This window comes from Nesterenkonia suensis (genome assembly GCF_054782935.1).
This window is the reverse complement of sequence record NZ_BAAGRN010000010.1, coordinates 45,437-67,148: the sequence shown is the minus strand read 5'-3', so window position 1 is coordinate 67,148 and position 21,712 is coordinate 45,437. Positions and strand designations below refer to the sequence as shown.

Genomic DNA, 21,712 nt, shown 5'->3' with positions numbered 1-21,712 from the left:
TCCATGGTAGCCGGGATGAGCAATTCCGTCCCTGGGTGGACGCTGGAGGATAGGCTGGGTGCATGACTTCGACTCAGTGGGAATACGCGACCATTCCGCTCATCATCCACAACACCAAGGCGATCCTGGACCAGTGGGGCGAGGACGGCTGGGAGCTCGTCACCGTGCTGCCCGGCCCTGACGGCAACGCCCCGGTGGCCTATTTCAAGCGTCCGAAGAACGTCTGAGGGGAGCTGGACCATGGCTGAGACCACCAGCACTGTGGAGGCCCGCCTGGCGGATCTCGGGCTCATCGTCCCCGAGGTGGTCCCGCCGGTGGCCGCCTACCAGCCCGCCGTCGTCGCCGATGGTGTGGTCTACACCGCCGGTCAGCTGCCTCTGGTGGACGGCGAGCTGCCGTTCACCGGGAAGGTCGGCGCCGAGGTCACCGAGGAACAGGCCCGCGACCTGGCCCGGCAGTGCGCCCTGAACTGCCTCGCGGCGCTGAAGCACGCCGTCGGAGATCTGGACCGCATCACCAGGATCGCTAAGGTGGGCGGTTTCGTGGCCTCCGCGCCGAGCTTCACCGGACAGCCGAAGGTGCTCAACGGTGCCTCGGAGCTGTTCGGCCAGGCGTTCGGCGACATCGGGCAGCATGCCCGCAGCGCCGTCGGGGTCGCCGTCCTGCCGCTGGACACCCCGGTCGAAGTGGACGTCATCGCTCATTTCCGCTGAGCAGGCGTGTTCGCGTCCAGAGATCGTCTCTGCATCAGAGATCGCCCCTGAACCCAGGGGCGATCTCTGATGCAGAGACGATCTTCGGATGGGGGCTGACGCCGCGGACACCGCAGGCATGAGACACCACAGGCGCCGCCGACACGACGAAGGGGACCGGATGAACTCCGGTCCCCTTCGTCGTGTCTGCCGACGGGACGCCGACGGCGCCGTCAGCCGGCGTTCAGCGGGAGCGCTGGCGAATCCGCTGGATGTCCAGGATCACCACGGCGCGTGCCTCGAGGCGCAGCCAGCCGCGCTGGACGAATTCGGCCAGCGCCTTGTTCACGGTTTCGCGGGACGCTCCGACCAGCTGGGCGAGCTCCTCCTGGGTGAGCTCGTGGGCGACGAGCACGCCGTCGGGCGCGGGACGACCGAAACGGTCCGCCAGGTCCAGCAGCGCCTTGGCCACACGGCCGGGCACGTCGGAGAAGACGAGGTCCGCCAGAGACTCGTTCGTGCGCGTCAGGCGCTGGGCCAGCGCCTGCAGCAGCTGCACCGAGACCTCCGGGGTGGAGGTGATGACCTCGCGCAGGCTCTCATGCCGCAGGCCCGCCAGGCGGGTCTCGGAGACCGCGGTGGCCGTGGCGGTGCGCGGTGCAGGATTGAACAGCGCCATCTCACCGAAGATCTCACCCGGGCCGAGGACGGCCAGCAGGTTCTCGCGGCCGTCAGGGGTGGTGCGTCCGAGCTTGATCTTGCCGGAGACGATGAAGTAGAGCTGATCGCCCTGGTCGCCCTCGTGGAAGATCGAGCTTCCGCGGGCCAGGTCGACCTCGGAGAGTTCCGCGGTCAGTGCGGCGAAGACGTCGTCGTCGACAGTCGCGAACAGGGGCGCGCGACGCAGTACTTCAAGATCCATGGTCTTCCGTTCTTCCTCTCCGAGATGCATGCTTTCTCGCTGGTAAGAAAGTATCAGGTCAGCGGCGAACTGGGAAACGTCCAGGATAGCGGGGCTGTGGGCTCCAGCGCGCATCCAGGCTGTGTCAGGGCGGTGTGTCATCCTGGTGCCTGCCGCCCAGCCACCTGTGGAGAGGAGCCATGCGATGGGTGTCACCCTGCTCGACGTGATCCTGGTGCTCGTGCTCCTCGGATTCCTGATCTCCGGTCTGCGCAAGGGCCTGTGGATCACTGTCGGAGGCATCGCGGGCTTCCTGGTGGGTGCGGTGGCCGCGTTCTTCGCGATTCCGCTGGTCGCCGGCTGGGTCCCGGACCCCCTGTGGCGCGTCGTCGCCGTGATCGCCGCTGCGATCCTGCTGGTCGTGGCCGGCCATGTGCTGGGGACGACCGCCGGGACCGAGGTGCAGCGGATGTTCCGCTCGCCCACGGTGCGGACCCTCGGGTCGCTCGTCGGAGGCGCGGTGAACGTCGTGGTGGCCGTGTTCGTCATCGCCGCACTGTCCTTCTCCGTCAGCGCCATGGGATTCCCCCAGGTGAATCAGCACATGCGGCAGTCCTCGGTGCTGACCAGCATCACCTCCGTCGTGCCGGAGCGGGCGGAGGCCTGGATCGCCCAGATCCGCAGCACCGTCATGGAGTCCGACATCCCGGAGCTCGCCCAGACGCTCGTCCCGGAGAGCGACGAGACCCCGGAGGCCGAGGACCTCACCGACGGCGCGGAGCAGGCCTCCCAGTCCGTGGCGAGGATCACCGGGGTCGCCGACCAGTGCGGCCTGAGCCAGACCGGTTCCGGGTTCGTGGTCTCGCCCACCCGCGTGGTCACCAACGCCCATGTCGTGGCAGGTGTCGCCGAGCCCACGGTGGAGCTGCGTGACGGTCAGGTGGCCTCCGCGCGGGTGGTGCACTTCGACGCCGCGGAGGATCTCGCGCTGCTCGCCGTGGACCCGCTTGAGGCCGCGCCCCTGGAGCTGGGGGAGCCGCTGGACCCCGGGGAGTCCGGTTTCGTCATGGGCTATCCGGCGGGGGGCCCGTTCCACGCCGGCACTGCCGTGGTCCAGGCCCGAGACGTCTCCCATGTGAACAACATCTACGGCAGTTCGCCCAGCGCCCTGGAGATCTATCAGGTCAACGCGGACGTCCGGCAGGGGAACTCCGGCGGACCGCTGATCGATGTCGAGGGCGATGTGGTCGGGGTGGTCTTCGCCCGGGCGATGGAGGGCAGCGCCGTCGGCTTCGCCCTGACGGCCGAGGAGGCCGGTGACGTGCTGACCAGCCCGGACGCCTACACCGAGACCGTCTCCACCGGCCAGTGCGTCGAGCGCTGAGTCAGCGCCGCAGGGTCTCTGCCAGCAGTTCGATGGCGAACCGGTAGCCGCGCACCCCGGCCCCGGCGATCACCGCCTGCGCCAGCGGGGAGACGAATGAATGCCGGCGGAACTCCTCACGGGCGTGCACATTGGACAGGTGGACCTCCACCACCGGGGCGCCCACTGCCCGGAGCGCGTCCGCGATGGCCAGGGAGGTGTGGGTGTAGGCCGCCGGGTTGATCACGATCCCGGCCGCCGTGCCGCGCGCCGCCTGAATGGCCTCGACCAGCTCGCCCTCGTGGTTGGACTGCACCACGTCGACGGCGAACCCGTGCGTGGCGGCCACGCTGCGGCACAGGTCATGGACGTCCTCCAGGGTCTCCGAGCCGTAGATCTCCGGCTCCCGGGTGCCCAGCAGGTTCAGGTTCGGTCCGTTGACGATCAGCAGGCGGCCGGAGCCGGAGGCGGCGCCGGTCTGCTCGGGGGCGCTGGACTCTGCGCTCATCGGGGCTCCTCGGGGATGGGCTGGCCGGGCTGGTGCCGGCTGGTCCACAGCCTAGCGCCTGTGGCCGCTCCAGGTCAGGGTCGTGCCGGAGAGCCGCGATCCCAGCGGCGCTGAGCACTGTGGAGGCTCATCGGTCCGAACGAGTCTCGGCACGACTCACGCTGTGCCCATCCGGCATGACCTCTCCCACCCGGGTGCCCGGCACGGTAACTTGTCGAGGCGTCACAAGGTGTGACATGCGACACGTCAGCGCTGGAGGGCAGCGCCGCCGATGGTGAGCCGCCGCCGTCGTCTCCGGCGTCGTCCCCGTGGGGCACGCTTCCGTCTACGAGCAGGCCGTCCGCGCACCGGTTGGGGCCAGGCGATGCCGCTGCTCATGGGTTCCAGGGTGAGCACCTTTGACTGCGCCTGGTCAGGGGCCTCCTCGAAGAGCTTCCATGACACAGGAAAGCTCGACGTCGTCCTGGAGCTCATGCAGGCCGGTGACGTCCTGCTCATCTCCTTCGGCCACAACGACTCCAAGATCGAGGACCCGGACCGCGGCACCGACCCGGACACGAGCTTCAAGCAGTACCTGTCCCTCTACGTGGAGGGCGCCCGTGCTGGTGACTCCTGTGGAGCGGCGCCAGTTCCATGCCGACGGCACCGCCGGAGACTCTCACGGTGCGCACCCGCAGCACCCTGACGGCGCCGAAGACAACACGCATTTCCAGGTCGCCGGCGCCCTGACCGTGGCCCGGCTCGTGGCCCAGAGCCTCGTGGACCACGGTGTCGTGCGTGGCAGCTGGTTCACGCGCCTGGAGCGGGAGATCGATCCCCGGGCGGAGCTCTACTGGCCCTCCGAGCGCCCCATCGACGATGCCCGGATCCTCAGGGTCGGGCCAGGTCGAGATCACACCACCGTCCAAGACGCCGTCGACGCCGTCCCGCCCGGCTCCGGCCAGCGCACCATCATCGCCGTCGAACCTGGCGAGCACCGTGCCGTGGTCCACGTGCCCTGCGGCGTGGAGCGGCTGACCCTCGTCGGACTGGGGGAGCGGCCGGAGGACACTGTGCTGGTCTTGAACAACGCGAACGGGGGTCGGTCGGGGCGGCTGAGCGTCAGAACCTGGCGCCACATGCCGATGCATCACGCCGTGGCATGAATAGTCCTGCCCTCGAAGATCGTCCTGAGCACCCGTGTCGAACCGATGTCACTCACCGGGATCTGATAAAGGTCCCGGTCGAGGACGATGAAGTCCGCGGATTTGCCGGGGGACAGAGTTCCGATCCGGTCGTCTCGTCCGATGGCGCGGGCTCCCTCGAGGGTGACAGCATGCAGGGCTTCGTCGAGTGTGATCGATTCTGGGCCATGTTCAAGCATCCCTTGGAGGCCGGGGAACAGGTTGGGACTCTCCGTGATGATCCAGTCGGATCCGACCGTCATGGGAGCTCGATGGTCAAGCACCGACCTGAACCGGAACCCGTCCTGGAGGCCGTACTCTGGCACGTGCCACAGGGCGGGGGACATCTCGGCTGTCATGCACAGGCCGGCCAGGCGCTCCAGATCCTGGTCCGACACGAACCCGGCGTGGGCGATCTCGTGGGCTGGGCCGTCCGGGCCATTGCGGCGGCGCACCTCGTCGACGGCTTCGACGGCGGTCCGGGCGGCGCCGTCGCCAGCGCAGTGCATCTTGACAGTGAGTCCCTGCGCGTCGAACTCGCACAAGGCCTCGACGAGTTCGGCAGGAGGAACCAAGATCTTCGACTCGTCCACCGCGCCGTCCTCTGACAGGTCCGCCTGCGTCAAGTGCGGCGGTAGCGGTGCGCCGTCGAGCCAGATCTTGATGAAGTCGGGTGTCACATGCGGGGTGCGCCATGTTTCACGGTCGGCGATCACCTGGTCCAGTTCTTCGCGGCTCGCGCGGCCGAAGCCCTCCTCGCGCCACACCAGGTGGGCGGCCACGTGCAGATTCAGCGAGCCCTCCTCGTCGAGGGCCCGCAACGCCCGCAGGGTCGGCGGGTTCGCCGACGCCTCCTGCACGGAGGTGATGCCGAACTCGTGACATCGGGAGACCGCCCAGAGGACCGCGTCGACATCTGTCTGCTCGGCGTGCTGGGGCATCGACCGCATCACGGGCCACCGCCCCTGCTCCACGAGTTCGCCTGTGGGTTCGCCGCTCTCCGGGTCACAGACGATGCGCCCGCCCTCGACGGCGGGCGTCGACGCGCTGATCCCCGCAAGCTCCAGGGCCTTCGTGTTCGCCAGGCCGTGGTGGATCGAGTAGTCATAGAGGAATACGGGGCGGTCGGGGAACGCCTCGTCGAGAAGCGCCTTGTTCGGCCCGGAGTCGCCGAAGGCGCCCGGGAAGTACTCGCCGCCGATGATCCACTTGTTACCCTCGGAATCGACGGGCCCGTGGTGGCATCCCGCGAGGTCTTCGATGATTCTGTGAGCGTCGGAATCGGGTCGGAGCCGGGCCTCGTATCGGAACTTGAGCCCGCTGAAGAGTAGGTGCAGGTGTCCGTCGTGGAGGCCTGGCATGACCATCCGTCCCTCCAGGTCGACGACATCGGCTGCCGGTCCGGCCGATGCGCGGACGTCCTCATCGGTACCGACGGAGGCGATCTCGCCGTCCTCGACGAGGATCGCCTCAGCCCGGGGCCGGGCCGCATCCATCGTGTACACCCTTGCGTTGACGTAGAGCGTTCTCATCTCTGTCCCTTTCTCCCGTGGTCTCGCAGGCCGAGCTGGCGAGCAGCCCCCGCAAGATCCCAATTGCGGTGGGTGGTGACGATCAGGCCTTCGCGGACCTCGTGGAGGTCGCAGAATGCTAGGGAGATGAACCGCCCCGTGGGCTCCACGACCCCCTCCGGAGTCGTCAGGGGCCCTTCGTGGGTTCCCTCGCCGCGGAATTCGGCGACGGCGAAGTCGCGTCCCGCACGGATCGTCAAGGTGACACATCGTCCTCGGGGGAACGGTCCATTCCACGCGTCATAGTTCGCGCGCTGTCCGTCGACTCCGACGAACTCCTCGCCCGAAGGGATGTTTTTCCAACCTGCGTCGGCCGCAAAGCTGACCAGCCAGGCGTCGAGATCCCGGTCGTCGTAGGCGCGGTCGAGCCGTTCGGCGACGTCTCGCACGTCGATGCTCATGCCGTCTTCTTCTGCGACGTCGGTTCGGGTCCCACAGGGGTCGCCTGAAGGGCCTGATCGACGTCGCGTGCCACTGAGATTCCACTTTCGATCGCGCCGTCGATGAATCCGCCCCACCCGTCGGCGAGGTCCGAACCGGCCAGGCGGATCCGCCCTTCGGGGCGCTGGATTTCCGCGAGGTGCCGGCTGAGATACCCGGTGTAGTGCATGGACCACGTCGAGCGGGCGTACTCGTCGTCCACCCAGTTGTGCCCGGCGATCTCCAGGACCTCAAGGCCCGGAACGAGCGCATTGAGGGCGGTCTGTGCGGCGTCGACGTCTTCGACATCGACAGCGGACGCGTCCGGTCCGAAGGCCACGAGAATCGTCGAATCGTCATCGATGTACTCAGCCTGGACGAAGTTCAGCGGAGCGTCCTCGTCGGCGAAGGCGACGAATCGCTCCTGCTGCCCTCGCACCTTGAGCCACAGTTTCACGCCGCGGCCCGCGTGTCCGACGTCGGCGGCCTCGAGCTTGCCCTCGGAGAGCGCCGGCCGGACGTCGAGGGTGCCGAGGACGTGGAGCGGCACCGCCAGCACGAGTTCGCGGGCGGAGAGCGCCGCGCCGGTCGAGGTCAGGACGGTGACGCCCGCGTCGTCCTGGCGGATCGAGCTCACGGTCTGACCGAATCTGAAGTCTGCCTCGGAGTCGGCGGCGATCGCCTCCGCGAGTCGACGTGTGCCACCGTCGATCTTGAACGTCGCACACGTCTCGAACATCAGCCGCCACGATCCGCTTGCCGCAGCGCACCACCGGAGCGCCTGGGTGTAGGCCGCACTGTCGAGACGGCCGTTGAAGTTCAGTGCCCAGAATGAGCGGAGCAGCCTGCGTTCGCTCTCCGCCAGCTCGAGTCGATCGATCGCCTCGGAGAGGGTGATCCCATCGATGTCCGAGACCGCAGGATTGGCCAACGGCTGCCATGGCAGCGGGAAATAGTCCCGGGCCTCAGCGAGCAGCGCCCGGTTCGGCGCGTCGAGAAGCTCAAGGACCTCCTCGGCGCGCCCCTCCCGGCGCTCGCCGCCCAGCGTCCAGTAACTCTTGGTGAAATCGCCGCCCGCTACCGGGGTGATGCCGTAGCGACCCATCTCCGACCAGACGTACGGTTGGCTCCAGTGCACCCAGGTGCCGCCGAGTTCGAGGTGACGGCCCATGCGCTCATCCACGTGGGTGCGTCCAGCGATACGGTCGCGGGCTTCGAGGATGGTCACGCGGTGGTCACGCTGGGTGAGTTCGCGGGCGGCGGTGAGGCCGGCGAACCCGGCCCCGACGATGATGACGTCGGTGGTCTCCACGGGATGCTCCTCAGCTGTAGACGAAGAACTCGACGGTCGGCTCGAGGATGGTCCACCGTGTCATCGCGCCCTGGGAGAGCGATGCCATCGTGCCGGCGGTCATCTCGTGGGTGGGTCCTCCGGAGACCTCGATACGCAGGTGCCCGGAGATGATGTAGATCGTCTCGTCCTCGCCGATGGGCAGGTCGAACGGTTCCGGTGCCTCTTCGGGCGTGATGTGCCAGATGCCGGAGGAGAGGGCCTCGTTGCCGTCGTCGCCGGGGCGGCGGAGCCACTGGACGGTGCCGACCTCGAAGGGCTCGGTGGCGGAGGGGTCGTGCTGTGCGTAGAAGACCTGGGGCATGATCGTTCCTCTCGTGGGGGATTGGGAAGGGTCAGAGTGGGCAGAGTTCAGGGCCGCGGCGTGGGGTCGGCGGCGCTCGCCGTCCCCGGACGTCGCGGCTCATGGAGCAGAGGCAGATGCTCCTGCAGTCGACGGCGGACCACGAAGAGCACCAGAGAGAGCATCAGGATCCCGACGCCGATCGCCAGCTCCAGCGGACCGCCGTATCCGGACAGTTCGGAGGATCCGGCGCCGACGATCAGCACCGTCCCGCCGTAGATCGTCAGCACCCAGGCGACCGGCACTGCCCAAGAGCCCAGGCGGAGTCCCCGGTGGGCATTCGGCAGGTCTCGGCGCAGCAGGAGGAATCCGGAGACGGCCAGGAGGATCGCCACGAGGTAGCCGAGGTTCGCCGCGACGAGGATGCCGATCGGGTCTGAGACGAGCATGACGAGCAGGATGTTCATGATCACCGCGACGACCAGGGCGCGGCCCGGGACGCCGAAGCGGTTCGTCACCTCGAGCTGACGCGGCACCAGGCCGTCGAGGGCGGCGCCGAGGAGGGCTCGTGACCCGTCAGCCATACTGGCGTTGACGCCCATCAGCAGAGCGCAGATGGTGATGACGAGGGCGGCGTCGCCGGCGAGGCCGGGCGGCAGAGCCGCCGCGAACGCCGCCGTGAAGACGGCGTCCGGTGCGTCGACGGCCTGCTGGGGTGAGACGAGTCCTCCCACGCCGATGGGCACCAGAGCGAACATCATGAAGGTATAGGCTCCCGAGCTCTTCAGGGCGCGCCGGGCGTCACGGGAGGTCCGGTACTCCGGGGTGAAGGCTGCGCACATCTCGGTGCCGTAGGCCGTCCAGCCGACCAGGTAGAGCCAGACCAGGGCGTCACGGACTCCGCCCCAATGGTCAGCCCCGGGGCCGCCGAGCCCCCAGGTGAGGCCCGAGGGATCCCAAGAGCCGTTCAGCAGCGGGGCGGCGATGAACGTGATCAGCGGAACGAGCAGGAGGATGCCGAAGATCTTGTTGACCCAAGCCGCGGGCTGGGCACCCAGCAGGTTCGGGACCATCAGGCCCAGGATGAGAGCTATGGCGAGGAGATGCCCGGCCCCGATGTGGACCGGTCCGAGCTCCAGCTGGAACTCAGCGTCGGGCAGCCATCGCTGCTGGACGAGTGAACCGGCCGTGAGGCTCACGACGGACATGACTGCGGACCAGCCGAACCAGTAGCCGAACGTGGCCAGCGCACCGGCCGGGGCGAATCGCACCTTCCAGGCCTCGTGTGCGTAGACCGGGACGCCCCCGGGCTTGTCCGGGAACATCGAGGCCATCTCGGCGAACAGGTGGTTCTGGACCCAGCCGATGCCGGCGGCCAGGGCCCAGATGAACAGGGCCGAGAGGGCGCCGATGGCCGCCATCGTCTGTCCGAAGGAGACGAAGAGGCCTCCGGACACCGCCATGGCGAGGGCGAAGGCGTCCTGCCAGCGCAGGGTGCGGCGCACGGGCGGGGCAGCGACTGGGGTATGGGCAGTCATGGGGTCTCCTTACTGAGCGGAGCCCCGTCGCCTCGATTTGTGATCGGAGTCACGGGACTGCTCACAACTATGCATCCGCTTAGTTTTTACGTCAAGCCCTCAGAGGGCAGCGATTCGGTGTCGCCTCGTCAGGCTGCCGCCGGGCCAGCGGTGGTTCGGGCCTCGTGCGTCGTCGCACGAGACGGGGCGGCCGGTGAATAGACTCGACGCATGGCTGGGCAGACGAGGGCGCATACGTACGGCAAGGGGCGTGAGGCACTCCTTGAGGCCGTCGTGCACGTGGTGGCGGAGCGCGGGCTGAGAGGGCTGACCTACCGGGCCGTCGCTGATCGCGCGCAGGTCAACAACACGCTCATCGCGCATCACTTCGGCTCGCGGGATGCGCTGCTGGTCGCAGCGGTGGAATGGGCGGCCGAGCGATCCTTGCGGCTGAGTGACCTCTCCACGGTGACCCGCATCGACAGCGAATTTGCGCGGACGCTCGTGGACTTGGTGCGTACGGAGCCTGACCTGCAGGTATTCCAGTATGAGATGGTCCTGGAGTCACGCCGTCGACCAGAGCTGCGGCCGGCGGTCGCGGCCTTCTATCGCCAGTACATCGGGTCTCTGACGCAGGCTTTGGAGGCTCAGGGGTATCACGGTGCTCCGGTCCTGGCGCGTGTGATCTTCGCGGCCCTGGACGGGCTCGTGATCCAGGAACTGGCCTGGGCAGTCTCGGAGGGGTCCGTATTCGAGGAGGCCGTGGTGAAGGTCGGAGACATGCTGGCCTCTCAGCCCCGCACCCTCGTGTGAACGTTGCCGAGCCCGGAATGTTGGCAGGCACCCTGCCGGTATGACGACGGGCCCGACCCCTCCCGGAGGGGTCGGGCCCGTCGTCTGTGTGGGCCGCTGGAGGATCAGGCGTCGGCGCCGTGCGTGGCGCGCATGTCCTCGGCGATCCGCTGCATCACGGTCGGGTCCGCCAGGGTGGACGCGTCGCCGGCCTCGCGGCCCTCGGCGACGTCCTTGAGCAGCCGGCGCATGATCTTCCCGGAGCGGGTCTTCGGCAGCTCCGGGACCACCAGGACGTTGCGCGGCTTGGCGATGGGGCCGATCTCCCGGCCCACATGGGTACGCAGCTCCTGCTCCGTCTGTGCCGGATCGCCGCCCTCGGCGTCGCCGCGCAGGATCACGAAGGAGACCACCGCCTCACCGGTGGTGGCGTCCTTCGCTCCGACGACGGCGGCCTCGGCGACCGCCTCGTGGGAGACCAGGGCGGACTCGATCTCTGTGGTGGAGAGCCGGTGTCCAGAGACGTTCATGACGTCGTCGACGCGACCCATCAGCCAGATATCGCCGTCGTCGTCGGTGCGGGCGCCGTCGCCGGCGAAGTAGACGTCGCCGAACCGGGCCCAGTACGTCTCCTGGTAGCGCTCCGGGTTCTTCCAGATGCCGCGCAGCATGGCCGGCCAGGGCTCCTTGATGACCAGCAGGCCGGCCTCCCCCTTGCCCAGCGGGGTGCCCATCTCATCCACCACGCCGATCTCCACGCCGGGGACCGCAGTCTGGGCGGAGCCGGGCTTGGTGGCGGTCACCCCCGGCAGCGGGGCGATCATGTGCGCCCCGGTCTCGGTCTGCCACCAGGTGTCCACGATCGGGGCGGGGTGATCCTTGGGCGGGTGGCCCGGGCCGTTGTTCGCGCCGATGACCTCCCGGTACCACATCCAGGCCTCCGGGTTGATGGCCTCGCCGACGGTGCCGAGCACGCGCAGACTGGAGAGGTCGTACTGGTCGGGGATCTCGCGGCCCCACTTCATGCAGGTCCTGATCAGGGTGGGTGCGGTGTAGAACTGGGTGACCCGGTACTTCTGGACGATCTCCCACAGGCGGCCCTTGTGCGGGGAGTCCGGGGTGCCCTCGTAGACCACCTGGGTGGCCCCGTTCACCAGCGGTCCATAGACGATGTAGGAGTGTCCGGTGACCCAGCCGACGTCGGCGGTGCACCAGTAGACGTCGGACTCCGGCTTCAGGTCGAAGCTGTCCCGGTGGGTGACCGCACACTGGGTCAGGTAGCCGCCGGTGGTGTGCAGGATGCCCTTGGGCTTCCCGGTGGTGCCCGAGGTATAGAGGATGAACAGCGGGTGCTCGGAGTCGTGCGGCACATAGCTGTGCTCGGTGGACTGCTGCGGCACCAGGTCATGCCACCAGGTGTTGATGTCGTGGAAGTCGACGTCCTCGCCGTTGCGCTTCACCACCACTACGTGCTCGACGCTGTGGCCGGGGGCGGCCAGCGCGTCGTCGACGGCGGGTTTCAGGCTCGAGGGCTTGCCGCGGCGGTAGGAGCCGTCGGCGGTGACGACGAGTTTGGCCTCGGCGTCATCGATGCGGGAGCGCAGTGCGTCCGAGGAGAATCCCCCGAACACCACCGAGTGGATCGCGCCGATCCGGGCGCAGGCCAGCATCGTCACGATCGTCTCGGGGATCATCGGCATGTAGATGGCCACACGGTCGCCCGTGGTCAGGCCGAGGGACTCGAAGGCGTTGGCGGCCCGGGCGACGTCGTCCTTCAGGTCCGCATAGGTGACGGTGCGGGTGTCGCCGGGTTCGCCCTCGAAGTGGATCGCCACCCGATCCCCGTGGCCCGCCTCCACGTGCCTGTCCACGGCGTTGTAGGCGGCGTTGACCTCGCCGCCGACGAACCACTTCGCGAAGGGAGCCTCGGACCAGTCGAGGGTCTCGGTGAAGTCGGTGTCCCAGCTGAGCACGGAGCGGGCCTGGTCGGCCCAGTAGCCCAGCCGGTCAGCCCGGGCCTTCTCGTAGCGGTCGGCGGTGGCCACCGCGTTCGCGGCGAAGTCCTCACTCGGTGGGAACGAGCGGTTCTCCTTGAGCATGATGTCGAGCTGGTTGTCTGCCGGGGGAGTGGGGGTCATGCGCTGTCCTCCTTGAGTGCTCCAGGTGCGCCGCAGTGCAGGACCGCCCGGTGACCTCCGGGTCGGCCAGGTCTGCGACGCCGTCCGACACCTTCCTGTGTCGCCGCTCACAATACCGCGCTGGTCGGCTCCGGGGCGAGATGGCAGCCGCCGCATGCCAGGGCATGCGGCCTGCTGACTAGGGCTTTTCTGCGAACGGTTCCGGTGAGCGGTAGGTATTGACCGATGAGCGGTCCGCCCGACGGTGCCCCGGAGCCGTCCGGGGCGCCCGTAGAATGATCTCGATGATGCGTGAGGAGACCCCGCTGGCGACCACCCGCCGTGCGCGGAAGATCAACCGGGTGCTGGCCGAGACCTATCCCTATGCTGTGGCCGAACTGGACTTCGAGAACCCGTTCGAGCTGCTGGTCGCCACTGTGCTCTCCGCACAGACGACCGATGTGCGGGTCAATCAGGTCACTCCGTCGCTGTTCGCCCGTTTCCCTGACGCCCACGCCATGGCGGTCGCCGATGAGCGGGAGCTCTCCGAACTGATCCGCCCCACAGGCTTCTACAAGTCCAAGACTCGGGCTCTGCTGGGCCTGTCCCAGGCGTTGGTGGAGGAGCACGACGGCGAGGTGCCCGGACGTCTCGAGGATCTGGTGAAGCTGCCGGGAGTCGGCCGCAAGACCGCCTTCGTGGTCCTGGGCAACGCCTTCGGCACGCCCGGTCTGACCGTGGACACCCATTTCGGGCGGCTCGCCCGGCGTCTGGGGATGACCGACCAGGAGGATCCGGTCAAAGTGGAGCGTGACGTCGCCCAGCTCTTCGAGCCCAAGGACTGGACGATGCTCTCCCACCGGCTGATCTTCCACGGGCGACGCGTCTGCCATTCGCGGCGCCCGGCCTGCGGGGCCTGCCCGATCGCCCGGTGGTGCCCGTCCTACGGCATCGGCGAGGTGGAGCCTCAGGCGGCTCGTGCGTTGCTGAAGTATGAGCTGGCGCCCGGCCGTGAGGAGCTCCTGGAGAAGATGCGTGCCGGGTGGACACGTCGGCAGCTGCGCGAGGAAGGTCATTCGCTCAGTGCATGAGGTGCCCGGGGATGTGATGGTGGTCGAGGAGCTCAGGGCGCTCGTCGCCGCCGCCGACGTCTACGCCATCAGCCACCCCGAGGCCGCTGAGCTGGGCGGCTGGTGGTGGACGCCCGAGCCGGCGCGCAGACCTCCCGCCGAGCCGGCGATGCGTGTCGGCGAGGGCCGGGAGGCGGCGGTGCTGGTGCTGTTCTGCCTCAGGGCCGACGACGGCGGCGCTCCTTGTGTCGTGGTCACCGAGCGTTCCCTCGGCCTGGCCAAGCATCCGGGGCAGGTCGCCTTCCCGGGGGGTGCTCTGGAAGCCGGCGACGCCGGCCCGGCCGCCGCCGCGCTCCGCGAAGCCCACGAGGAGATCGGCTTGGATCCTTCACGGGTGGAGGTCATCGGGACGTTGCCGCCGGCACCGGTGCCGGTCAGTGGGTACATGGTCACGCCGGTGGTGGGGGTGGCGGAGGTTCTCGGTGAGCTGACCCCGCAGATCGGGGAGGTGGAGTCGGTCATCCAGGTGCCGGTGCGGCGCCTGGTGGATCCTGGGAATCGCAGCACTTCGGTGATCCACCGTCAGGGGATCACGCACCGGGCCCCGGCGTTCGTGGTGGACGGCACGCTGATCTGGGGTTTCACCGGCATTCTGCTGGATCGCATCCTCAGCAGGCTCGGTTGGGAGCAACCCTGGGACCAGGAGGCCAGCGTGGATCCGCGGGAGTATCAGCCGCTGTTCTAGTCTCCGTCGGTGCCTGAGGGGTGTGCGCGCCCCCGCGTGCTCGGCCGTTCCTCCACAGCACCGACGACACACCGCCGTCTCCACAGCGGCCCGTGAGGCTCTGGGCGGACTGGTCCCTTGCGACGAGGCTGGACCCATGCCGTCCAGCCGATCCGCCCGTCGCCGATCACCCTCTCGTGAGCCGGCGCTCCGCAGAGCAGATCCCGCCCCCTCCGCGCCGGTGCCCCGCGCCGAGGCGGAGGTGCCTCGGGTGCTGCTGGTCACCGCCGACGCCGCGCTGCGCGACGATGTCGCGCTGCTGGCCGCCGTCGTCGGGGCCCGCCTGGAGACATGCGCCGAGTGGACCCACGTGTCCTCGCAGGAATGGGTGGCCGTGCTCTGCGGACCCGATGCGCCGCCGTCGGAGACGATGCCGCGCGTGCGCTCCGAGGTGCTGCTGGTCACCCCGGAGCACATCGCGGTGGATGCCTGGGCGCTGGCGGCTCGCCATCCACGACTGCGCCCGGTTCCGCTTCCGGCGGGGGAGCAGTGGCTCGTGGACCACCTGGCCGCCCAGATCATGGACCGACTTCCCGGCCGGGTTCTGGTGGTGCTCGGCGCAGTGGGCGGCGTCGGCGCGTCCACTGTGGCCTATCTGGCCGCCGCGGAGGCGGCCGCCCGCCGGATGCGGGTCCTGCTGCTGGACGGCGAGCTCAGCGCAGGCAGCGGACTGCGCGCCCTGCGTGACCAGGCTCTCAGGGCTGGAGTGCTGGAAGGCCCACCATCCGCCCTGGACTGGACGGAGCTGGATCGGCACGACGGTCCGCTCTCCTCCGCCCAGCTGATCGGAGCCCTGCCGATGGTGGACGGCATCTCGCTGATCACCGGAGAGCCCCGTGCCGACGGCGGCGTCCCGGACGCGATGGCGGCGGTGGTCACCGCGGCCCGACGAGCGGCGGATCTGGTCGTCGTCGACGCGGGACGTCGCCCCGATGTGGTGGACTCGCTCGGCGGTCCGCCGGAGGCGGGGCTGCTGGTCACCGAGCCGTCACCGCGCGGCGGGTCCGCCGTCGCGGAGCTTCCGCTGCGGGGTCACGACGTGGACTGGTCCCTGGTCGTGACCGGACCGTCCCGGGGCGGGGCCACCCCGGCGGAGCTGGCTCGCCGCCTCGGAGTGCCGCTGGCCGCCGATCTGGCGGAGCAGCGGTGGCTGCGCCGAGCGGGGACGATCGGTGCGGCCTATGATCTGCTGCGCAGCCGCCGAGGTGCCCTCTTCGCCGGAGGCCTGCTGGCGGCGGCAGGGGTCGAGGCCGGGGGTGATCGAGGTGGTTGAGCCGCTGACCGTCCCGGCCATGGGCCGCCGGACGGACCAGGAGGACGGCCTGCGGGAGCTGCGTGCCCGGCTGCGGGACGAGCTGACCGCCAGCACTGAGCCGCTCACCGCGGCCCGCATCGCCGAGACGGTCCGGGCCTCCGGGGTCGCTCTCGGCGCCCAGACCACCCGACGGCTGGTGGGCTCCTTGCGCGATGAGCTGGTCGGCATGGGGCCGCTGCAGCGGTTCGTGGACCGCCCGGGGGTCACCGACGTGCTGGTGGACGGCGAGCGACGCATCTGGACCGACGGCGCCGACGGGCTCCTGGACTCGGGCGTCCGGCTCTCCTCCGAAGACCAGGTCCGCGGACTGGCGCGTCGGCTGATCGGTCTCTCCGGCGGTCGGCTCGACGAGGGCCATCCCTGTGCGGACGGTCGGCTCGGGCCCTGCCGCATCCATGCCGTCATCCCACCGGTGGCGGTGGAGGGCACCCTCATCTCGGTGCGCGTCGCCCGAAGGGCACATGCCGGGCTGGACGATCTGGCACGGCAATGGTGTGAGCCGCAGGTCTGGCTGGAGCTCATCCGCGGCATCGTCCACGCCCGCCTGAACGTGCTGATCTCCGGATCCACCGGCTCGGGGAAGACCAGCCTGCTGGCGGCCATGCTCGGCGCTGCACCGGCGCATGAGCGGCTCATCGTCGTCGAGGACACTACGGAGATGCTGCCGGGGCACCCGCATGTGGTCCACCTGCAGGGACGCACCGGCAACGTGGAGGGCGCCGGACGTATCGAGATGGGAGAGCTGGTCCGGCAGACCCTGCGGATGCGGCCGGACCGGCTCATCGTCGGAGAGTGTCGGGGAGCTGAGCTGCGAGACTTCCTGGCCGCCATGAACACCGGGCACCACGGGGCCGCCGGAACCGTTCACGCCAACTCACCCGATGTCGTGCCGGCTCGGCTCGCCGCCATGGGGGCGCTGGCCGACATGACTCCGGAGTCGGTGGCTCTTCAGGCGGCAGCCGCTCTCGACGTGGTCATCCATGTGGAGCGTCGCGCCGCAGGGCGCATGCCGGTGGCCGCCTCTGTGGTGCGGCATCAGGGCGGACGCCTGCAGATGGAACCTGCCCTGGTCGACGACTCGAGGGACCCTCGGGGAGCGGCCTGGGAGGAACTGGCGGAGCGGGCAGGCCAGATCAGCAACGACGGGGAGAGGTCGGATGCGCCATGACTGCCGCCCTGCTGCTGGTCTCTGCCGGGGCCCTGGCGCTGGCGATGCCGCTGCTGCTGATCCCGCGGCCTCCGGGGGCTGCTCGAGGGGGCGCCGCAGTGAGGGGACCCGTCCCGCGGCAGCTGGTGCGGCCACTGCGGGGAGGGCCTCGGGCGCCGGGCAGGGAGACAGGCCGCCGTGGACGCGCAGCCCGTCGCCGCCGCCGGGGTTCCGTCAGGGTCGACACGACTCGTGATGCCGCGATGCTGATCCGGCAGCTCTCCGCACTGCTGCAGTCCGGCCGGGGGCCAGGCCAAGCGTGGGAGGACCTCTCCCGCCAGTGGGCCGCGCGGCAGGGTGACGGTGCCGACCGATCGTCTGCGCGGACTCCAGGGGCTGCGCCGGCCTCCGGCCAGGACCACCCGTTGGCACAGCTGTGTGCCCGGGCGGCGGCGGCTGATCGTGCTGGTCGGGGTGCTGCCGACGGGTTGGAACGGTTCGCCGCAGAGCTGCGAGCCGGGCTCCGGCGCCGTCGTCGGATTGGGACGCCGGCAAGTCGGCTCACCGGGGCGACGTCGGCAGCGGCGGTCGGGATCTGGCCGCGGGCCGCCGCGCATGATGTGCCGGCAGGACCTCGGCCCGGCGCCAGCACCTGGGGCGCCGGAAGCCGGAGTGCGGATCAGCGGCTGCTGGCGGTGGTGATGCGTATGGCGGGGCTGCTGCGGCTATCCGAGGAGACCGGGGCGCCGCTCTCGCGGCTGGCCGAGGAGCTGGCCACCACGCTCGATGACGATGTCGAGGTCGCCGCAGCCGTCAGCGCCGCAGTGGCCGGTCCGCGCCTGACTCAGCGGGTGCTCGCGGGACTGCCGATCGGTGGACTTCTGGTGGGCCAGCTGATCGGTGCTGACGTGCTGGGCGTGCTGCTCGGCACCGCCGTCGGTCTCGGCTGCCTGACCGTCGGGGCGGGGCTGATGCTGGCCGGGGTGGCGTGGAGCCGACGCATGATCCAGGTGGTGGAGTCCCATGGGTGAGGTCCTGGTCACTGCGGGGATCCTCCTGGCCGCCGTCGCAGCGCTGCTGCTGATCCCTCCCGCACCGCTGATCCCTCCCGCACCGCAGGGGCCGACTCGCGGACTGCGGCGGAGCTCCTCGGTGGCCGCAGGGCCAGCAGCCCCAGAGTCAGCAGCCCCGGAGCCGGGAGCCGCGGAGCTGGGAGCCGCGCGGGCAGACGCGGCTCGCCGGAGGAGGAGCTTCCGTGCTGCCGAGGGGGTCGAGCATCGGGGTGAGAGTCCTCCCGCACCGCCGGACGCAGCGATGCTGCTGGACCTCACGGCCGCGCTGCTGAAGGCAGGGGTCGGCATCGAGGCCGCCTTGGACCGCCTGTCTCGGACCGTCCCGGGGGCGGAGCCGCTGGCCGCCGTCCACCAGGCGGTCACAGCCGGGGCACGCTGGGAGGACGCCTGGTCCGGGCAGTCGGGCGAGCTTGCGGAGCTCGGGACGCAGCTCGGCTTCGCCCACGCCACCGGGGCTCCCACTGCCGAACTGCTGCATGCCGGTGCCCGGCAGCTGCGGCGCCGCCGACGCCATGAAGCCCAGCGGAGGGCCGAGGAGCTGGGCGTGAAGATGGTCATGCCGTTGGGCGGATGCTTCCTGCCGGCCTTCATCCTCCTCGGGATCATTCCCGTGGTGCTCGGGCTCCTGCCGCAGGTGTTCAGCCTGTGAGCGGCAGGGCCGTGAGCACCTCATGCCGCGGACCGCCGCCGGCCCCGGCCCCGAGCTCGGAGACCATCAGCTGAGCCTCCTCCGCGGTCCACAACGGTCCTTCGTAGACGGCCAGAGCATCAGCGAGCAGGTGCAGCCGTTCGGCGGCGTCCCCGCCGGAACGCCGAGGTCGACCCCGCGCGCCGTGCCCCTGCGCGCCCTGTCCTCGGGTGGCACCCGCCCGTCCGCGCACACGAGCCAGGGTGAGATGCGCACGGCGACGTTCGGGTCGCTCCACAGTGGACCCTGCCGCGCGCCCCGCCTGCTCGCAGGCGGCCATCAGATCCGCCAATGGTCCGTTGCGACGGCTGTGAGTGGAGGGCGCCTGGTCTTGGACGCCGGCCCACAGCGTGCGCGAGGCGAACACTCCGGCACCGCGCAGCCGCACCTCCAGCGGAGCCTGAGGTTCCACCACCTCGCGCAGCGTCATCGTCAGGTCATCCACGGCTCCGGCCGGCAGCTCGCCGTAGAAGGCCAGGGTGATGTGCCGCAGGTCGGTCGGCACCCAACGCAGCGCCGGCGGCCCGTTGCCAGCCTCCGGCGGGAGCATCGCCTGCACAGATGCCAGGGCGTCGTCGAGATGCTCCAGGACCCCCTCCGGCGGGGCCAACGACACGAAGAGCCTCATCTGACCAGCATGCCCCTGTGCGGTGTCCTCGCAAAGCCCCGGTCGCGGCCGCGACCCAGGTCGGGGGCTGCACGTGCTGGGCGGTGGAGCAGGAGTCGGTGACGCAGCGGCGGCGACGCGACGTCGACGCCCCCCCCCTGTCACCCCGGCAGGATCCTGATCTGCTGGGCGCCGGGCCGGTCGCGGACCAGCACGCCGTGGGCCGCGAGCTGATCATGCAACGACTCGGCCCGCTCGTCGTCCCCGGTCTCCAGGGCCCGACGGCGGTCACGCAGCATCGCATGGAGCTCGGCATCGAGCTCCCGGCTGTGGTCCGCCCAGGGGTGGAACTCGGTGTCCCGCGGATCGGCACCGCCTGACCAGGGCAGGCCGTACATGGCGAGAGCCTCTTTCAGCTCGGAGGCCAGGCCGTCTTCGGCGGGCGCGCGGGTCAGCTCATGGCCACCGCGGCCCAGCAGCACCAGGTCGCCGTCGGCGAGGAACGCCTCGGTGATGTCCCGGTGGCGAAGCACGGAGGACTCTCCCCGGTGGTCCAGCGTCACGGTCTGCGAGTCGATCGTCAGCCGACCGGCCCCTCGGTCCCGGGACCGGGAGATCGCCAGCCCGATCACCGCCCCCAGCACCATGAGCGTCGGCACGGACCATGCCAGGCGCACCTGGTCCAGCTGCTCGACCAGGGTGGGCGGGGACTCGAGTCGGGTCATCATCCAGGCCGCCGTCGGGCCGATCACCATCGCCGCCAGGCCGCCCATCGCCGCTCCGGCCACGGTGAAGGCGAGCACCAGTCGGGAACGCAAGCGGATCGTCACCGGTTCCTCAGGCGTGGTCGAGGGCATCGTCGGCCTCCCGTCTGGGGTGGGGACAGCGTGTCGTTCCATTGTCCTCTTGGCTCTGCGAGGTCTCCAGGGCTCCTGGGCCGCAGCGTCAGTCCTGCCGAAGGTTTCGGGAGGGGCTGACCCGTCTCTCAGCCCATCGGGTGGACGGCCACGCCCAGGGCATGGGTGACGTCCTCGTCGTCGGTGGCGGCACCCAGGTCCGCCGTGAAGCTCTCCAGCATCCCGCGCACGTCGAACTCTCCGCCGAGCTCGGCCAGGTACTCCTCATGGGCCTCCAGTGAGGCGATGCCCCTCTCGAGCGGCTCCCCGGTGACGTCGACCAGATGGGTGGGCTCGTCTCCGGCGACGAGCAGCTCCTTGACGCCCCACGGTTCGAGCCGCTCCTGCTCCAGCAGCTCACGGAACACCCAGGGGTTGTCGGCGTCGCGGATCGCGTCCACTGCAGCGATTCCTGCGGCGCGGTGGTCGGCATGGTTCAGGCCCCAGCCGACACGCAGGTCCCAGGGCTGGGTGAGCACGATGTCGGGGCGGACCTGGCGGATCCGCCGGGCGATCTGGCGCCGCGTCTCCAGATCTGCCTGCAGTGTGCCGTCGGGCAGATCCAGGATCACCAGGTCCTCGACGCCGACGACGTCACAGGCCCGCCGCTGCTCGGCGGCGCGCAGCGCGCCCACCTCCTCAGGATCCCGGGTGCGCATGCCGGCCTCGCCGGCGGTGAGCAGCAGGTAGGAGACCTTCACTCCGCGGGAGGTCCAGCGGGCGACGGCGGCGGAGGCCCCGTATTCGAGGTCGTCGGGGTGGGCGACCACGCACAGCACGTGGCTCAGCGACGCGTCGTCGTAGAACGGCAGGGTCTGTTCCGCGGTGGTGTTCATGCGGGCCAGGGTAGTCAGCGACGTCGGCCGGGTCACCGGTGCCCGGCCGAGGCGCGTCTGCCCCTGTCGGGTCGGAGCCGTCCCGGGACGCGTGATCAGGCGATCAGCAGTCCGACGCCGAGAGTGGCCAGCCCGGCGATGAGGAAGGCCACGCCGATCCAGAGCAGCACGATCAGACGATTCGGCTCGGTGCGGCCAGCGCCCATGGCGGAGAGGAAGAATCCGGCGGGCATGAGGATCGCGGAGATGAGCACGCCGGTCCGGGCCAGCCACTGCCAGGCGCCGGTGAGGCCGGTGGCTTCGGTCAGCAGCAGACAGATCAGCCCCAGCATGATCAGGCTGGCGGCATGGGCGTGGCCGGCTCGGTAGAAGGAGACCTGCAGGTCGGTGGCGGGGACCTGCCCGCGGACCACTGTGGTGAGGAAGTGGCCGCCGGTGGTGACGGTGATCGCTGCGAGGATGACGATGCCGGCGGTGGTCTGTGCGGCCGGGGAGAGCTCGAACATGGTCGTCTCCGATCAGAGTGCTGCTGCGGGGTCGGGCGTGAGTTCCCGCCAGTTGTGTAACACTGTTATGTAACGCTGTGAGAAAAGTGGGTGTCAAGGGTAGGCTCCTGC

Annotated in this window: 24 protein-coding genes; 12 read left to right on the top strand and 12 right to left on the bottom strand. The window is 69.9% G+C overall.

Features of this window, described 5'->3' with window-relative positions; translation table 11 throughout:
* Window positions 1-62: 62 nt before the first annotated feature.
* Complete coding sequence (locus ACYVKI_RS12005) at window positions 63-227, top strand: DUF4177 domain-containing protein (RefSeq protein WP_460690598.1); 165 nt, start codon at window positions 63-65, stop codon at window positions 225-227.
* Between the two features lie 13 nt (window positions 228-240).
* On the top strand, window positions 241-714 hold the full coding sequence (locus ACYVKI_RS12000; RefSeq protein ID WP_460690597.1) for a RidA family protein: 474 nt from the start codon (window positions 241-243) through the stop codon (window positions 712-714).
* Window positions 715-937: 223 nt separating this feature from the next.
* On the opposite strand, the gene ACYVKI_RS11995 is transcribed toward ACYVKI_RS12000, so the two are convergent.
* The gene (locus ACYVKI_RS11995; RefSeq protein ID WP_460690596.1) at window positions 938-1,615 is read right to left on the bottom strand and encodes a Crp/Fnr family transcriptional regulator; all 678 of its coding nucleotides are present in this window, start codon (window positions 1,613-1,615) and stop codon (window positions 938-940) included.
* Window positions 1,616-1,799: 184 nt separating this feature from the next.
* Between ACYVKI_RS11995 and ACYVKI_RS11990 the strand changes: the two genes are divergently transcribed.
* Window positions 1,800-2,978, top strand: coding sequence for a MarP family serine protease (locus ACYVKI_RS11990; protein WP_460690595.1), 1,179 nt, complete (start codon window positions 1,800-1,802; stop codon window positions 2,976-2,978).
* Window position 2,979: 1 nt separating this feature from the next.
* On the opposite strand, the gene aroQ is transcribed toward ACYVKI_RS11990, so the two are convergent.
* Complete coding sequence (aroQ, locus tag ACYVKI_RS11985; protein WP_460690594.1) at window positions 2,980-3,465, bottom strand: type II 3-dehydroquinate dehydratase; 486 nt, start codon at window positions 3,463-3,465, stop codon at window positions 2,980-2,982.
* 388 nt (window positions 3,466-3,853) lie between these two features.
* On the opposite strand from aroQ, the gene ACYVKI_RS11980 reads away from it, so the two are divergent.
* Together ACYVKI_RS11980 and ACYVKI_RS11975 are read left to right on the top strand one after the other, a co-directional pair.
* The gene (locus tag ACYVKI_RS11980; protein WP_460690593.1) at window positions 3,854-4,150 is read left to right on the top strand and encodes an SGNH/GDSL hydrolase family protein; all 297 of its coding nucleotides are present in this window, start codon (window positions 3,854-3,856) and stop codon (window positions 4,148-4,150) included.
* The gene (locus ACYVKI_RS11975; protein ID WP_460690592.1) at window positions 4,065-4,610 is read left to right on the top strand and encodes a hypothetical protein; all 546 of its coding nucleotides are present in this window, start codon (window positions 4,065-4,067) and stop codon (window positions 4,608-4,610) included. Before ACYVKI_RS11980 ends, ACYVKI_RS11975 begins: the two co-directional genes overlap by 86 nt.
* Here ACYVKI_RS11975 and ACYVKI_RS11970 read toward each other — a convergent pair.
* From ACYVKI_RS11970 to ACYVKI_RS11950, 5 genes are read right to left on the bottom strand one after another with little or no spacing between them, the layout of a single operon-like run.
* Window positions 4,595-6,160: an amidohydrolase gene (locus tag ACYVKI_RS11970; RefSeq protein ID WP_460690591.1), complete on the bottom strand. Its 1,566-nt coding sequence runs from the start codon at window positions 6,158-6,160 to the stop codon at window positions 4,595-4,597. The genes ACYVKI_RS11975 and ACYVKI_RS11970 overlap by 16 nt on opposite strands.
* Complete coding sequence (locus tag ACYVKI_RS11965) at window positions 6,157-6,600, bottom strand: ester cyclase (protein ID WP_460690590.1); 444 nt, start codon at window positions 6,598-6,600, stop codon at window positions 6,157-6,159. Before ACYVKI_RS11965 ends, ACYVKI_RS11970 begins: the two co-directional genes overlap by 4 nt.
* Entirely contained in the window at window positions 6,597-7,931 is a 1,335-nt protein-coding gene (locus tag ACYVKI_RS11960; protein ID WP_460690589.1) for a flavin monoamine oxidase family protein, read from the bottom strand. Before ACYVKI_RS11960 ends, ACYVKI_RS11965 begins: the two co-directional genes overlap by 4 nt.
* A 10-nt stretch (window positions 7,932-7,941) precedes the next feature.
* Window positions 7,942-8,274 (bottom strand): cupin domain-containing protein, encoded by a 333-nt coding sequence (locus tag ACYVKI_RS11955; RefSeq protein ID WP_460690588.1) that lies wholly within the window; start codon window positions 8,272-8,274, stop codon window positions 7,942-7,944.
* A 47-nt stretch (window positions 8,275-8,321) separates the two neighbouring features.
* On the bottom strand, window positions 8,322-9,791 hold the full coding sequence (locus ACYVKI_RS11950) for an APC family permease (RefSeq protein WP_460690587.1): 1,470 nt from the start codon (window positions 9,789-9,791) through the stop codon (window positions 8,322-8,324).
* 210 nt (window positions 9,792-10,001) lie between these two features.
* Here ACYVKI_RS11950 and ACYVKI_RS11945 point away from each other — a divergent pair, with 210 nt between their 5' ends.
* Complete coding sequence (locus ACYVKI_RS11945) at window positions 10,002-10,583, top strand: TetR/AcrR family transcriptional regulator (protein ID WP_460690586.1); 582 nt, start codon at window positions 10,002-10,004, stop codon at window positions 10,581-10,583.
* A 104-nt stretch (window positions 10,584-10,687) separates the two neighbouring features.
* Here ACYVKI_RS11945 and acs read toward each other — a convergent pair whose 3' ends face one another.
* Entirely contained in the window at window positions 10,688-12,700 is a 2,013-nt protein-coding gene (gene acs, locus ACYVKI_RS11940) for an acetate--CoA ligase (RefSeq protein ID WP_460690585.1), read from the bottom strand.
* Window positions 12,701-12,975: 275 nt separating this feature from the next.
* Here acs and nth point away from each other — a divergent pair, with 275 nt between their 5' ends.
* The 6 genes from nth (at window position 12,976) to ACYVKI_RS11910 (ending at window position 18,717) form a co-directional block, all read left to right on the top strand.
* The gene (gene nth / locus ACYVKI_RS11935; RefSeq protein WP_460690584.1) at window positions 12,976-13,770 is read left to right on the top strand and encodes an endonuclease III; all 795 of its coding nucleotides are present in this window, start codon (window positions 12,976-12,978) and stop codon (window positions 13,768-13,770) included.
* Window positions 13,763-14,494: an NUDIX hydrolase gene (locus tag ACYVKI_RS11930; protein WP_460690583.1), complete on the top strand. Its 732-nt coding sequence runs from the start codon at window positions 13,763-13,765 to the stop codon at window positions 14,492-14,494. Before nth ends, ACYVKI_RS11930 begins: the two co-directional genes overlap by 8 nt.
* Window positions 14,495-14,630: 136 nt before the next feature.
* Complete coding sequence (locus ACYVKI_RS11925) at window positions 14,631-15,806, top strand: CpaE-like family protein (RefSeq protein WP_460690582.1); 1,176 nt, start codon at window positions 14,631-14,633, stop codon at window positions 15,804-15,806.
* The gene (locus ACYVKI_RS11920; RefSeq protein WP_460690581.1) at window positions 15,790-17,016 is read left to right on the top strand and encodes a TadA family conjugal transfer-associated ATPase; all 1,227 of its coding nucleotides are present in this window, start codon (window positions 15,790-15,792) and stop codon (window positions 17,014-17,016) included. The genes ACYVKI_RS11925 and ACYVKI_RS11920 overlap by 17 nt, the downstream gene beginning before the upstream one ends.
* Window positions 17,013-18,026, top strand: coding sequence for a type II secretion system F family protein (locus ACYVKI_RS11915; protein WP_460690580.1), 1,014 nt, complete (start codon window positions 17,013-17,015; stop codon window positions 18,024-18,026). Before ACYVKI_RS11920 ends, ACYVKI_RS11915 begins: the two co-directional genes overlap by 4 nt.
* Complete coding sequence (locus ACYVKI_RS11910) at window positions 18,019-18,717, top strand: type II secretion system F family protein (protein ID WP_460690579.1); 699 nt, start codon at window positions 18,019-18,021, stop codon at window positions 18,715-18,717. Before ACYVKI_RS11915 ends, ACYVKI_RS11910 begins: the two co-directional genes overlap by 8 nt.
* On the opposite strand, the gene thpR is transcribed toward ACYVKI_RS11910, so the two are convergent.
* From thpR to ACYVKI_RS11890, 4 genes are all read right to left on the bottom strand, one after another.
* Window positions 18,707-19,384, bottom strand: coding sequence for an RNA 2',3'-cyclic phosphodiesterase (gene thpR, locus ACYVKI_RS11905; RefSeq protein WP_460690578.1), 678 nt, complete (start codon window positions 19,382-19,384; stop codon window positions 18,707-18,709). The two genes, ACYVKI_RS11910 and thpR, sit on opposite strands and share 11 nt — an antisense overlap.
* 140 nt (window positions 19,385-19,524) lie before the next feature.
* The gene (locus ACYVKI_RS11900) at window positions 19,525-20,220 is read right to left on the bottom strand and encodes a YqeB family protein (RefSeq protein WP_460690577.1); all 696 of its coding nucleotides are present in this window, start codon (window positions 20,218-20,220) and stop codon (window positions 19,525-19,527) included.
* 128 nt (window positions 20,221-20,348) lie between these two features.
* Window positions 20,349-21,095: a PIG-L deacetylase family protein gene (locus ACYVKI_RS11895; protein ID WP_460690576.1), complete on the bottom strand. Its 747-nt coding sequence runs from the start codon at window positions 21,093-21,095 to the stop codon at window positions 20,349-20,351.
* A gap of 95 nt (window positions 21,096-21,190) precedes the next feature.
* Complete coding sequence (locus tag ACYVKI_RS11890) at window positions 21,191-21,601, bottom strand: hypothetical protein (protein WP_460690575.1); 411 nt, start codon at window positions 21,599-21,601, stop codon at window positions 21,191-21,193.
* Window positions 21,602-21,712 lie beyond the last annotated feature (111 nt).